At 35.3% G+C, this 13,890-nt stretch carries 11 protein-coding genes; 6 read left to right on the top strand and 5 right to left on the bottom strand.

Annotated features, from left to right (window positions below; translation table 11 throughout):
- The first annotated feature begins 7 nt into the window (after positions 1–7).
- Positions 8–1,096 (top strand): imelysin family protein, encoded by a 1,089-nt coding sequence (locus tag HN014_RS20905; RefSeq protein WP_176030770.1) that lies wholly within the window; start codon positions 8–10, stop codon positions 1,094–1,096.
- A 79-nt stretch (positions 1,097–1,175) separates the two neighbouring features.
- Here the strand turns inward: HN014_RS20905 and HN014_RS20910 are convergent, their stop codons facing one another.
- From HN014_RS20910 to HN014_RS20925, 4 genes are all read right to left on the bottom strand, one after another.
- Entirely contained in the window at positions 1,176–2,990 is a 1,815-nt protein-coding gene (locus HN014_RS20910; RefSeq protein ID WP_176030771.1) for a YfiR/HmsC family protein, read from the bottom strand.
- A gap of 10 nt (positions 2,991–3,000) precedes the next feature.
- Entirely contained in the window at positions 3,001–5,739 is a 2,739-nt protein-coding gene (locus tag HN014_RS20915; RefSeq protein ID WP_368660078.1) for a TonB-dependent receptor, read from the bottom strand.
- A 114-nt stretch (positions 5,740–5,853) separates the two neighbouring features.
- Positions 5,854–6,243, bottom strand: coding sequence for a two-component system response regulator (locus tag HN014_RS20920; RefSeq protein WP_176030772.1), 390 nt, complete (start codon positions 6,241–6,243; stop codon positions 5,854–5,856).
- Positions 6,244–6,284: 41 nt separating this feature from the next.
- The gene (locus tag HN014_RS20925) at positions 6,285–6,713 is read right to left on the bottom strand and encodes a response regulator (RefSeq protein ID WP_176030773.1); all 429 of its coding nucleotides are present in this window, start codon (positions 6,711–6,713) and stop codon (positions 6,285–6,287) included.
- Positions 6,714–7,106: 393 nt separating this feature from the next.
- Between HN014_RS20925 and HN014_RS20930 the strand changes: the two genes are divergently transcribed.
- The 5 genes from HN014_RS20930 (at position 7,107) to HN014_RS20950 (ending at position 12,487) form a co-directional block, all read left to right on the top strand.
- Positions 7,107–8,117: a metal-dependent hydrolase gene (locus HN014_RS20930; protein WP_176030774.1), complete on the top strand. Its 1,011-nt coding sequence runs from the start codon at positions 7,107–7,109 to the stop codon at positions 8,115–8,117.
- A 273-nt stretch (positions 8,118–8,390) separates the two neighbouring features.
- Positions 8,391–8,876 carry an acetyl-CoA carboxylase biotin carboxyl carrier protein subunit gene (locus HN014_RS20935; RefSeq protein ID WP_176030775.1) on the top strand — a complete coding sequence of 162 codons (486 nt, stop codon included), beginning with the start codon at positions 8,391–8,393 and terminating at the stop codon, positions 8,874–8,876.
- 58 nt (positions 8,877–8,934) lie between these two features.
- Positions 8,935–10,377, top strand: a complete 1,443-nt coding sequence (gene accC, locus HN014_RS20940) for an acetyl-CoA carboxylase biotin carboxylase subunit (RefSeq protein WP_176030776.1) — start codon at positions 8,935–8,937, stop codon at positions 10,375–10,377.
- A 3-nt stretch (positions 10,378–10,380) separates the two neighbouring features.
- Positions 10,381–11,922, top strand: coding sequence for an acyl-CoA carboxylase subunit beta (locus HN014_RS20945; RefSeq protein WP_176030777.1), 1,542 nt, complete (start codon positions 10,381–10,383; stop codon positions 11,920–11,922).
- A gap of 202 nt (positions 11,923–12,124) precedes the next feature.
- Positions 12,125–12,487 (top strand): hypothetical protein, encoded by a 363-nt coding sequence (locus HN014_RS20950; RefSeq protein ID WP_176030778.1) that lies wholly within the window; start codon positions 12,125–12,127, stop codon positions 12,485–12,487.
- Between the two features lie 94 nt (positions 12,488–12,581).
- Here the strand turns inward: HN014_RS20950 and argH are convergent, their stop codons facing one another.
- Positions 12,582–13,859: an argininosuccinate lyase gene (gene argH, locus HN014_RS20955; RefSeq protein ID WP_176030779.1), complete on the bottom strand. Its 1,278-nt coding sequence runs from the start codon at positions 13,857–13,859 to the stop codon at positions 12,582–12,584.
- Positions 13,860–13,890: the final 31 nt, after the last annotated feature.

Here is a 13,890-nt window from a genome sequence, read left to right on the forward strand (position 1 = left end):
TTACACTATGAAAAAAATAACATCCATCTTTTTAATCACCCTCATTTTTTTTGCATCCTGCAATGAAAATGACCACAAGACGACAACCGATACCCCTACGAATTTTGATAATCAAAAAATGAGAGCTAACATCGTAGATGACATCATCATACCATCGGTAACATCATTTCGGGAAGAGGCTACTATCCTACATGAGAAAATAACTCTTTTTGTTGCAGCCCCTTCCATAGAAAACCTGGACGAAGCACAGTTACAATGGAAAAAAACAGCTACTGCATACGGATATGTTTATGCTTTTAATATTGGCACTGTTAAGGACAATTTTATGCACTTAAAACTTTATAATTGGCCAACTTATACGAATGCTATAGAAAACAGAATTAATGGCAATACAGAACTGAATGAAGAAACAATAGCCAAAATCAGTACTCCTTCTAAAGGGATTTCCTCTATTGAGTATTTATTGTTTAATAGTCCTAACAATGACATTATACAAAACTTTGCTACCGAAAAAAGAAAACAATACCTTTCTCTCATCGCAAAGGAATTACAAACCAATGCTGAGAAATTGGTAAACATCTGGGATAGAAACGGAGACAATTATGCTACTGCTTTTATACAAAATAAAGAAGAAGGACTTGCTTCTTCTCTCAATTTGTTATTTAACGGGCTATATAATACTGCGGATACTGTAAAAAAAGCAAAACTAGGAAAACCCGGAGGTCTGGAGAACTCATCAAATACCAGTCCTGAAAATCTTCAGGCTCCTTTTAGTAAAATTTCTAAAGAATTGATACTTGCCAATATAAAAAGTATAGAACGCACTTTCTACAATTCCGATGGTTTGGGAATCTCTGATAAGATCACGGCGATTACGGGAGATACTGTACTGGCAGATGCATTGCAAAAACAATTGACCAATACTCAAAATGCCTTACTTGCTATCGACGGGGATATCTATACTGCAATTAACACTCAGAAAGAAGCTGTCAGTAAGGCTCATAAAGAAATAACAGCTCTGGTAATTATGCTTTCTAATGATGTACGAAGTATTCTTTCTATCATTATTACACCTACAGATAATGATGGAGATTAATCCTCTAAAGCAAAACACTAGCATCTGAAAAGAGTAATGTAACAAAAGTCAAATACATCCATTATGTATTTGGCTTTTTTTATCCTGGGATGGTAAAAAAGAACGTACTCCCCTCTCCTTCTGATGATTCTAACCATATTTCGCCTCCATGAGACTCAACAATCTTCTTACAATGCGCCAGCCCAATACCTGTTCCTGGATATTTATCCTTGGAATGTAGACGCTGAAATATGGCAAATATTCTTTCCTGATGTTTTTCCGGTATCCCAATACCATTATCCTCTACAGAGAATTTCCAGTACTTTTTCCCTTCCTTTGTAATCTCGATACTCGAGATTACAATCTCGGGAATAACCTCCTTGTTTCTGAACTTAATTCCGTTACTAATCAAATTCTGAAACAACAATCTAAGCTCTATTTCATTCCCTTCTAATATGGGTAATGAATTCGCAATGACTAAACTGGCTTTGCTTTTTTCTACAACATCCTTTAAGTCTTTCTTCAGATCTCTCAAAATTACATTACTATCTACCAAACCTATATCTTTACCTCTACCCAATCGAGAATACTGCAACAAGGCATCTATGAGGTTTTTCATACGAATACTGGCATCCTGAATAAACCCTAAACTCTCTTTTCCCGTTTCATCAAAAGTATCCTTATAATCTTCCGCTAATAGTCCGATAAAACTGGAAATTGTATTTAAGGGCTCTTGCAAATCGTGACTTGCTATATAAGCGAATTGTTCCAATTCCTGATTTTTGGAAGCCAGTTCTAAGGACTGTTTATTAATTGCAATATTTTTCTGTTTTAACTCTTTATTCAAGCGTTTTTTAGTCAGGTAACTACGATATACAAAAACACCTGCTAATAAAAGAAGCATCATCAGAATTATCAGATAGAGATTTATTTTTTTGTGAGTAGATATTTCTGAAAGCTGCTCATTTAAGATCTCCTTTTGTTTTTGAATCTCTTGTTTCTGATCTGACAGGATTTTTTGCTGATTTCCTATTTTCTTATTACGAGTTGCTATTTTCTCCTCCTGATCCTGAATTCGAAGCAATTGTTCTTTAATTCCCTCTTCCAGTTCCTTTTCTATTTTTAGTTTCTCCTCAAATTTCTTTTTCTGAATTCCACTTGCTTTCCACAACTCTTTAATCGTCTTATTACGAGCTACAACTTCTTCTTCTATATCATGTAACCGTTTGGTTTGGTCTCCAATAGTTTTTTCTTGTCTTGTAATCTCCTTCTCCCGGTCTTCTATTAACCGTTCCTGTTCTTTATTTTTTTCTAGTGCTTCATCAAAGTCTTTTTCCAGTGTTTTATACAGTTTTTTCCATTTCTGAGGAGAGCGAATAGCATATCTTTTTAGCGTAACAGCATAAACAAACCCTTCTTTTTCTATATGCCGTTCGTTAATTTCATATTCAAAAGAATTACCGACATTTACCATATTGATCATTGAAGAATTAAAATTATAATCTTCGGTCACCAATAAAATCCCTTTTCCTGAGATTTTTTTCAGGATATAATTAATATCGTACTTGAATTTGTTATTTACATATAGCAGCTGAATTCCTCGAAGATTATCTGCTTTGAGAAACCTGGATACCTCAACCGGTTTACCTTGTATTTTTCTCTTTTGAGCCAGTGATTGCAAATCATAGATTGTAGCATCCATCCCCAAAACACCAATTTTAAAAAACTGATTGTCTTCGATATTTTTCCATTGTACCTGCTGCGCAAAATTATAAACAAAGATAGCTCTTTGTCTTTTTTTCACAGCTTCATTATTCTCTTCCTGACTTCTTCCCTGAAAAGAAAAACATCCTGTTAAAAGGATCAAAAAGAAAAAAGAATAACACTGTTCCCTAACCAACTGTTGAATACTCATATGTCTTACTTCATAATCTCAGCAATAGTCGAAAATAATAATTTGCTCCATTTACTCCAAACTGCTGAACTCTTCTACTATATATAAAATTTCCATCATTACTATTGACAGAATGTTTATTTCTATCCGGATATACATCAAAAATATTATTTCCTCCTATCATACATCGTATTTGAGAATTGATATGATATGTAATAGCCGCATCAGTTACTAATTTTGGAGCAAAAGTCTGATCTCTGCTTTCTACATTTCCTGTAAATTCATTAAGAACCCAATTATCAGGATCTCCATCTTCCGGATGTAAATAGGTTACTTTTCCAAATAAGGTATTCATCAATTGAAAACGATATTTTCCTAATTCATAGGACATCACTGATGTAATTTTATAATTGGGTTGAGAAGATTCTATCCGAGCAACTTCTTCTCTGTTAAACAAGCCTTCTTCCATTCCGATCAGAGACGGAGGTGCCTGTATTCTTCCTCTTACTTTTGTTCTGGTAAGATTTGCACCTAGCACTGCATTTACATCTCCTTCACCTATAGATGTTTTATACACCAAAGAAGCATCTAATCCAGTAGTTCTAGAGTCAATCGCATTGGTAAAAAACTGAGCTGCTCCTACCTGAAAAGGAGCCAATATATCTTCATAACCTTCGGACAATCTAGAAGAAAGAACAATCCTATCTTCTATATTAATCAGATAATAATCAAACGAATACGCCAGTTTATTATTGAGCTTACCGCTAATCCCTGCACTAAAGTGATTTGACGCCTCTGGTTTTAGCGGTCCTGTCTGAAATGCTTCCTGGGTTACTGCACTTTCATTATTAAAGGTCCCCACCTGAATACTCTGTCCATTGACGAATTGGGTACTGATATTCTGAAAGAATACCTGGTGTAACGAAGGAGCTCTAAACCCGGTAGATAAACCTGTTCGCACACTGGTAAACTTATTTATTCGATATCTTCCGGATAGTTTCCAGATCGCATGTCCTCCAAAATCGTTATAGCTATTGTATCGTACGGCCCCTTTTAACAGAAGTTTCTCTGATACATTTGCTTCCAGATCAATATACCCTGAGCTATTGGTTCTGAATCTGTTTAATTCATTATCCGGGTGAATTCCTGGAAACACCTGTGCGCCAGCAATTCGCTTTCGTTCTACCCCGGATGTATCTATATAGGTTTCTCCTCCATCGATATATGAAGCCTCTTCTCCTGCTATAATTTGATAATTCTCAACTCGAAGCTCTGCTCCAAAGGCTACATTCACCCCTTTCAACCAATCAAAACTTCGTGACAAATCCAGATTGGTTGTACTCTGTCGGTACTTAAAACCTCCGGCATAGAATGTTCTCGGAGAAGCAATTCCTAAAGATGCATTATTCGAATTATTAACTGTATAATCCAATCCATTAATCCCAATACCATGGCTAAAGTCTAAATTCCAATTATTTTTAGTTCCACGAATTCCTGCAATAACAAAATCATCCTGGATATCCGTTAGAATTTGTGGAGAAAAACCATTGGGAAATAATTCTGACACTACTTTCTCTTGCTCTTTGGGAAATCTGTAAAATCCTGCTGATTTTCCTTCTCTATAGTTTCTACCTCCCAACAGGTAAAAATTTGCTTTTTCAGACATTTCTATTTCTCCATTAAAAGACACTGCCAGATTTTGAGTAGCAGCATTGCCTATTTCCATTACTCTTTTATCTGTATAGCCCGTTTCTCCAAAGAAATTATTCTTAATTATTAGGTCCTGATCTTCTTCTCTATCATCTGTATAAACAGTTCCTGTATAATTCCCTGCTCTATTGGTTGCTTTTCTATCCCGATATTCCGCAGTAACATTGATATATCCTTTTTCTCCTACCTTTAATCCGAAGTTAACAGAAGAATATGTATTAACACCATCTCCATCAGTAGTCACACCTATTCTATTATCAACATCTATTACGTCTGTTTGTTTTTTTAATACAATATTAATTACCCCTGCAATAGCGTCAGATCCATATTGAGAAGTTGCTCCATCTCTCAGAATTTCAATACGTTCGATAGAAGCTATAGGAATCGCATTAAAATCAGTCCCTACTGTTCCTTTCCCAATGGTTCCATTCACATTCAGTAATGAGCTATTATGTCTCCTCTTCCCATTGACCAGTACCAATACCTGATCAGGTCCTAACCCCCTCAACGTTGCTGGATCGATATGATCTGTTCCATCTGAGATGGTTTGATATGTAGAATGGAAAGAAGGAATTAGATAATGCAAAATGTGGCTCAGTTCTATCTGAGATGAATTAGACACTCCCTGAGCAGAAATCACATCTACCGGTACCGTAGTTTTTAGTAAAGAGCTTGGTTTTGCCCGAGATCCCAAGGTAGTAGGTTGATCCATTGAAAAACCTGTAGTAAGAACAAAATCAACCTGCAAAGTATCCCCGGATTGTACCTGAATCTCTTTAGAAACCGGGTTGTACATAATAAAACCTGCAACAAGTGTATAACTTCCATTATCCACTTTTAGGATATAATCGCCATGAACGTCTGTAGTCGTACTAATCCCAAATCCTTCCAAAACAACCTTCGCCCCCGGAAGACTTCCGAATTGATCTGAGACTTTTCCCTTTACTATCCCTTGAGATGTAACTGAATGAACAGAACATAATAATGTTATAGCAGTTGCAATAAGAACCCTATAATATCTGTGTGTGAAACCTATGATACTAATAGTTATAAATTTAATAAGACACTTATTTTGTGGGCAAATATACTTTACCTTTTAATTTTTCAGAATAAAAATCTAATATAAAATTCTAAAAAAGAATATTTTAACCTTCGGAAACGCTAAGAAATCCTCCTAGAAATAGTTGGAAACAATATCTTCCACAATTTCTTTGGTTAGCATTTTTTCTCTGAATTCTTTTATCTCCGGTGTATTATTTGCTTTCTCTTCATCTTCGATGCTCAATGTAGTGCCCAGCATCAAAATAATAATTCCCTTTTTATATTTATTTTCTAATTGTTGATACTCCGATATAAAGTTCCACCCATTCATTACAGGCATATTAATGTCCAAAAAAATAATATCTGGCGATTGTTCCGATGTTACTACATTAAGTGCTTCCTCTCCATTTTCCGCAATAAGGATTTCTGCCGGAACTCCACTTCGCTCTATGACTGTTTTATTAAAAAAATTGGTTGCTTTACTATCATCAACTAAAAGAAAACGTTTTAACCCCTTAACCATAAAAACGCCTTTTAATAATTACAATTTCAACTACAAAAGTACTAATCTTTTTTTTGCTTTTGACAAAAATGAGTATTAAACACTGTATCTAATAAGTCTAAAGACAATGGTTTATTAATAAAATCAGCTACAGAGTGGTGGATGATAGATTCTCTAACATCTTCTGGGTTCGACGATGTAGACAATAAAATAACAATAATATTTTCTGTTAAAGAGGTTTCCAGTTTTTCGTATTCTTTTAGAAATTCCCATCCATTCATCGCTGGCATATTAATATCTAAAAAAATCAAATCTGGTTTTAACAAACTTGTATCCTCCCTTAGAGAGGTTAAGTATTCCAATGCAGCTTTACCGCTCTGAACCGAACTTACCTGCTCATAACAATGATGTTTAGAAACTACTCTTGTATTATAAAAGTTAGTTGCCTTATCATCATCAATTAACAAAACTTTATTAACTAATTCTTTCATAAATTTTTCCCCGTGGTTTTTCAAAAGAACTAAACTTATTTTAATTTTCCTTGCAAAAAATAAAAACACTTTATTTTTTTCGTCAAAAAACACAAATTGTCGATAAAATTTCCTGCCAAACACCCCATACTCCATATGTATTAAACATAATCCGTACTAAATAAAGCATTTAGTCTTTTTATAAAAAACACTTCTTTAATTATATTTCAGGAAGGATTTGTTTAGAAAAAAATACGGTGCATCAATTGCTATTTTATTCAAAAAAAACTTTGTGCATACGAGACTAAAAAACTGAATAACAACACTACATTTACACTTTTAAATTCACTATATTTCTCGCGATTTCTTAAGAAAAGAAAACTCTTTAAAAAAATAAAAACATTAATTTTATTAATGGATTCATTAACTCAAATCGTTTTAGGAGCAGCTGTCGGAGAAGCTTGCCTGGGAAAAAAAGTTGGTAATAAAGCCATTCTATGGGGAGCTATTGCTGGGACAATTCCCGACCTGGACGTACTTACCAGCAACTTTGTTGATATTGTTACTGCAAATGAAATCCATCGTGGATTCTCTCATTCTATCTTATTTTGTCTTATTGCAGCTCCCGTATTCGGATGGTTATTACATACTATATATCCCAGAAGTGAAGCTACCCGAAAAGACTGGACTATTTTAATGTTCCTAGGATTATTTACGCATCCCATCTTAGATGCATTTACAACCTGGGGGACTCAATTATTCTGGCCCTTTGACTATAAGGTCTCTTTTAAAAATATCTTTGTAGTAGACCCTTTATATACTTTGCCTTTTTTACTATGCATTCTCATACTAATGTTTTATAAGCGTACCTCCCCTACCCGTAGACGCCTTAACAATCTCGGTCTTATAATCAGTAGTAGTTATATCCTCCTTACCTTGGGATTAAAATGGTTTACCTATACTAAGTTTGAAAAAAGCCTACACGATCAAAAGATTCCCTTTATAGCTATACAGAATAAGCCTACCCCTCTGAATACGATTTTATGGACCGCAAATGTAGAAACAGAAGACGCCTTTTTGATAGGGTTTTATTCTTTATTAGATGATGATGATTCCATTCAGTATTCAAAATTTCCTAAAAATCATCAGTTATTAGGTGATATGGCATCTGATCCCTTAATTCATAGATTGATTGCCTTAACAGAAGGCTGGTATACCATAGAAAAAAAAGAGAGTCATATCTACTTTAACGACCTTCGGTTTGGTCAGCTAGGAGTAGTTCCGAAAGCGAACAACTTTGTATTTAGCTATGAATTATTTTATGAAAATGGAATGCTGCAAGCAAAAGAAAAAGAAAAGGACGTAAGGGATATCTCTCCCTTGTTATCCCAACTTTGGTCGAGAATTAACGGAATAAAACCATAAGCACTTTAGGCATTCCTAAAAGTTTTTTCAGGAAAAGTCTCAAAAAATATTCCTGTCAGAAAAACACACAATTCCATCTTTCTAAAAACAATAACAAACACACATAAAAAACTAAAAAACAACACAATACACATATTCATAAAAATAAAACCAATATTCTTTATCTCGTTTTCACTCAATAACAGAAGTCCCTTCTAGAAAAGAATAAAAATTAATCAACGAAGCGACTCCGCATTTTAATAGCTATATTTAAACATTAAAATAGCTATACCTATGAGTAATACATTTAAATTAAAAGTGAATAATGCTTTTGATATTGAGCTTACAGAAGAAAGTTTAGCTAATTTGGATGCGGTCAAAACGACCCCCTCCAAATATCACATACTTCATCACCAAAAACCGTATGAAGCTGAAATAATTTCTTCTGACTTTGATCAAAAAAACTATGTTGTAAATATAAATAACAACACCTATACCGTTGATATTGCTAATGCACTGGATCAACTAATTGCCGAGATGGGATTCTCTATTGGTTCTTCTAAGCAAATCAATCAGATAAAAGCACCCATGCCAGGGCTTATCATAGATGTACACGTCAATGAAGGGCAAGAAGTAAAAGAAGAAGAATATTTACTGGTGCTGGAAGCCATGAAAATGGAAAATATTATAACATCCCCTCGAGATGGGATTATAAAATCCGTATCGATTACCTCCGGGGAAACGGTAGATAAAGGAAAACTTCTCATTGAATTTGAATAATTCAGGGAGTATCCTATCATCAAATTAACTTATTGTTCCTAAACACAAACATCTAAAGATGAAAAAAATATTAATTGCTAACAGAGGAGAAATCGCTGTTAGAGTTATGAATACGGCAAAAAAACTGGGAATTAAAACCGTAGCGATTTACTCAACAGTTGACAGAAATGCTCCTCATGTCAAACTCGCTGATGAAGCAGTTTGTATAGGAGAAGCTCCTTCGAATCAATCCTATCTGTTAGGGTCTAAAATTATTGCCACCGCAAAAGAACTACAAGTAGATGCGATCCATCCCGGATATGGTTTTTTAAGTGAGAATGCCGCTTTTGCCGAAGAAGCTGAAAAAAACAACATTACATTTATTGGTCCCAAGTCCAAAGCCATTAAAATCATGGGAAGCAAACTTGCTGCAAAAGAAGCGGTTAAAGCTTATGACATTCCTATGGTTCCAGGAATTGATGAAGCTATTACTGATGTCGATAAAGCGATAAAAATTGCGCAGGAAATCGGATTTCCTATTCTAATTAAAGCCTCTGCCGGAGGAGGAGGAAAAGGAATGCGGGTAGTAGAAAAAGAAGAAGACCTACCGGCACAAATGGAACGAGCGATTAGTGAAGCTACTTCTGCTTTTGGAGATGGGGCTGTATTCATTGAAAAATACATTGCCTCTCCGAGACATATTGAAATACAGGTAATGGCTGATACCCATGGCAATGTAATTCATTTATTCGAAAGAGAATGTAGTGTACAACGAAGACATCAGAAAGTTGTCGAAGAAGCCCCTTCTACAGTCCTTTCTCCCGAATTGAGAGCTGCCATGGGAGAAGCGGCAATTAAAGTAGCAAAATCTTGTGATTATGTCGGTGCCGGAACGGTAGAATTCTTATTGGATGACCAGCATAATTTTTACTTTTTGGAAATGAACACCCGATTACAGGTAGAGCATCCTGTAACAGAACTTATTACCGGATTGGATCTTGTCGCATTGCAAATCAGTGTAGCAAAAGGAGAGCAACTCCCCATCAAGCAAGAAGACATACATATCAAGGGACATGCGCTGGAGCTGAGAATTTATGCAGAAGATCCTTTAAATGATTTTTTACCCAGTGTTGGAAACCTAAGCACCTATATCCTTCCACAAGGAGAAGGGATCAGAGTTGACAATGGATTCGAACAAGGAATGGACATTCCTATATATTATGACCCTATGCTAGCCAAACTGATCACTTATGGGCAGACACGAGAAGAAGCATTATTACGTATGAAAGAAGCTATTAGTCAATACCAAATTGAAGGGGTAAAAACAACGCTTCCATTTGGAGATTTTGTATTCGATCATGAAGCTTTTCAGTCCGGAAACTTCGATACTCATTTTGTAAAAAAATATTATTCGCCGGAAACCATACAAAATGAACTGGAAGAAGAAGCAAAAATCGCTGCTTACATTGCATTGAAAAAATATATGGAAGATCAAAAAATAGTACGGCTACCAATACAGTAAAACATGGATTCAAAAATAAAAACACTACAAGATAAAATCGCATTAGCACATACTGGTGGAGGGGAACATCGTATCAAAAGACAGCACGAAAAAAAGAAACTCACTGCCAGAGAAAGAGTTGCTTATTTACTAGACGAAGGATCTTTTGAAGAAACCGGTATTCTGGTTACCCATAGAACTACCGATTTCGGTATGGAAAAAGAAATCTATTATGGGGATGGAGTAATTACTGGCTACGGAACCATCTCAGGGCGTTTGGTATACATATTCGCTCAGGATTTTACCGTTTTTGGGGGAGCTCTTTCTGAAACACATGCCGAAAAAATCTGTAAAATTATGGATTTAGCAATGAAAACAGGAGCTCCGCTTATCGGTTTGAATGATTCGGGGGGTGCCCGTATCCAGGAAGGAGTTCGCTCTTTAGGTGGTTATGCTGATATTTTTTATCGCAACGTACAGGCATCCGGAGTAATTCCTCAAATTTCTGCCATTATGGGACCTTGTGCCGGAGGTGCTGTTTACTCTCCTGCCATGACTGATTTCACCCTTATGGTAGAAAATACAAGTTATATGTTTGTGACAGGTCCCAATGTTGTCAAAACGGTCACAAATGAAGAGGTTTCATCAGAAGAATTAGGAGGTGCCAGTACACATTCTACCAAATCAGGAGTAGCACATATTACCTCATCTAATGATGTCCAATGTTTAGAAGATATCAAGTCTTTATTAAGTTATCTCCCTCAAAACAATAAAGAAACTCCTCCTAAAAAAGAAGTAGTTCTTACGGATGAAATAAGGGATGCTCTCACTGATATTGTTCCTGATAATCCTAATAAGCCCTATGATATGCATGAGGTTATCACTGGGATTATCGATGAGGATTCTTTTTATGAAATCCATAAAGAATATGCAGAAAACATCATCGTCGGATTTGCTAGAATCGCAGGGAGAAGCGTTGGAATTATTGCCAACCAACCCATGTTTCTTGCCGGAGTATTAGATGTAAACAGCTCTAAAAAGGCTGCTCGCTTTACTCGTTTCTGTGATAGTTTTAATATCCCTTTATTAGTACTGGTAGATGTCCCTGGTTTTCTTCCCGGTACGGATCAGGAATGGAATGGAATCATCGTCCATGGAGCTAAATTATTATATGCATTGAGTGAAGCTACTGTTCCCAGAGTTACCGTTATTACCAGAAAAGCATATGGAGGTGCATATGACGTAATGAATTCAAAGCATATTGGGGCGGATCTTAATTTTGCCTGGCCTTCTGCCGAAATTGCTGTTATGGGAGCCAAAGGAGCCAGTGAAATTATCTTTAAAAAAGAAATTAAAAATGCTACAGACCCTCTTGCTACGCTAGCCGAAAAAGAAGCTGAATATGCTGATAAGTTTGCTAATCCTTATAGAGCCGCACAACGGGGATTCATTGATGAAGTAATACTTCCCGAAAACACTCGAAAAAAACTTATCAAAGCTTTTAGTATGCTTGAGAACAAGGAAGTTCATACTCCTCAAAAGAAGCATGGAAATATTCCTTTATAGAAAAAGAGCAAGCTACTCTCTAAAATAAAAAAGCACCTATCTATAGGTGCTTTTTTATACAATTATAACAAGAAATCAACACTTTACTATAATTATACGTTCCTGTTTATATCAGGTATATATTGTACATATCTATATGCGATCATTTTCTTTTTTTCATCCATAAAAGATTTTGTTTTCTTTGTAAAAATTGTCCCAAATAATGAATAACCGAATACTAACCAAATATGCTATCTATACCGTTGCGGTATTAAGTGCTACCTTAATTAATGAATACATTATTAAGTATGTAAAAAAACACATTGATCTACAAGGATATCTTTTGGTACTTATGGATATGCTGGTTGTTGTTTTGATATTTGCCCCTGCTTTTGCACTCGTATCAGAATACACTAAAAAAATCTCTAAAGCCTATATCAAAACCTCTAAAAAAGTATCCAGTAATAATAGAAGTGGAATTACATTAGGATTTTTGGCAGCTCTTATTATTTTATTCATTTTATTCGCATTACTACGACACAATATACATGTCATCAATGATCTGAAAAAAATAATCTCTAAATAAGAAAGTATTATAAAAAACACCCCCCGGAATGTATCGTATTTCCGAGGGGCTATAGTTAAAGCTTTTTAAAAGTACACAAACTCAACTCTCACTTTTATGCCTGCTTTAACTTGTTCTCTATTTCTGGCAATGATAAATTATTAATACTTCCTATATGGGTATGGGTGATTCCTTTTACAGGTTGATATTTTCCTTCTTCAATGTCACGACCAATTTTTTTATACGCATCTCTAAAAGACATTCCTCCGATTACCAGTTCATTTAGTGTATCTACACTAAACAGATAATTGTATTTTTCGTCTTCGAGAATTTGGGTATTTACCACTATATTCTTTAATGAGTAGGATGCCATTTCCAGGCATGCTTTGAGCTCTTGAATAGCAGGTACTATTCCTTCTTTTAGCAACTGAAAATCTCTATGATAACCGCTAGGCAAATTGTTGGTCAACAGGCTTAATTCATAAGGTAATCCTTGTATTTTATTGCATTTCCCTCTTATTAATTCAAAAACATCAGGATTCTTTTTATGCGGCATAATACTGGAACCGGTTGTAAACTCTGATGGAATACTTAGGAAACCAAAATTCTGCCCCATATAAAGGCAAACATCCATCGCTAGTTTAGACAAAGTCGCAGCGATACTACTCAATGCAAAAGAGACTGATTTTTCTGATTTCCCTCTACTCATCTGAGCAGCAACGACATTATATTTTAATGTTTCAAACCCCAATTCTTTTGTCGTATATTCTCTATCAATCGGGAAAGAGCTCCCGTAGCCTGCTGCACTTCCCAGGGGATTTTGATCAACTATTTTTAAAGCTGCATTCACCATATACAAATCATCGACAAAGCTCTCTGCATATGCTGAAAACCATAACCCAAAGGAAGAAGGCATTGCTATTTGCAAATGCGTATATCCGGGTAATAATACTTCTTTATACCTATCTGCTGTATCCAACAGTACTTTTACAAAACCAGAAACCTGTTCTTTTATGCTTATCAACTCATCTTTCAGATATAAATGCATTGCTACTAATACCTGATCGTTTCTCGATCTGGCTGTATGCACTTTTTTCCCTGCTTCTCCTATTCTACGGATTAATTCAAACTCAATTTTGGAATGTACATCTTCAAAATCTTCTCCTATAGAAAAAATGCCTTTTGCTACTTCCTCCTGAAGAGAAGCTAATCCTTTCTCAATAGCTTTTATTTCTTCTGACGATATCAAATCAATACGATGTAGCATTTTAGCATGTGCTAGTGTTGCAGCTATATCATATTTTGCAATTACCAAATCCAATACTCTATCATTCCCTACAGTAAATGCATCTATTTTTTGATCTGTCGGTAGTCCTTTATCCCAAAGTTTCATCTTTTTCTTTTATTACCAATTATTGATTTTG

This window comes from Aquimarina sp. TRL1 (genome assembly GCF_013365535.1).
Classification (GTDB): Bacteria; Bacteroidota; Bacteroidia; order Flavobacteriales; family Flavobacteriaceae; genus Aquimarina; species Aquimarina hainanensis.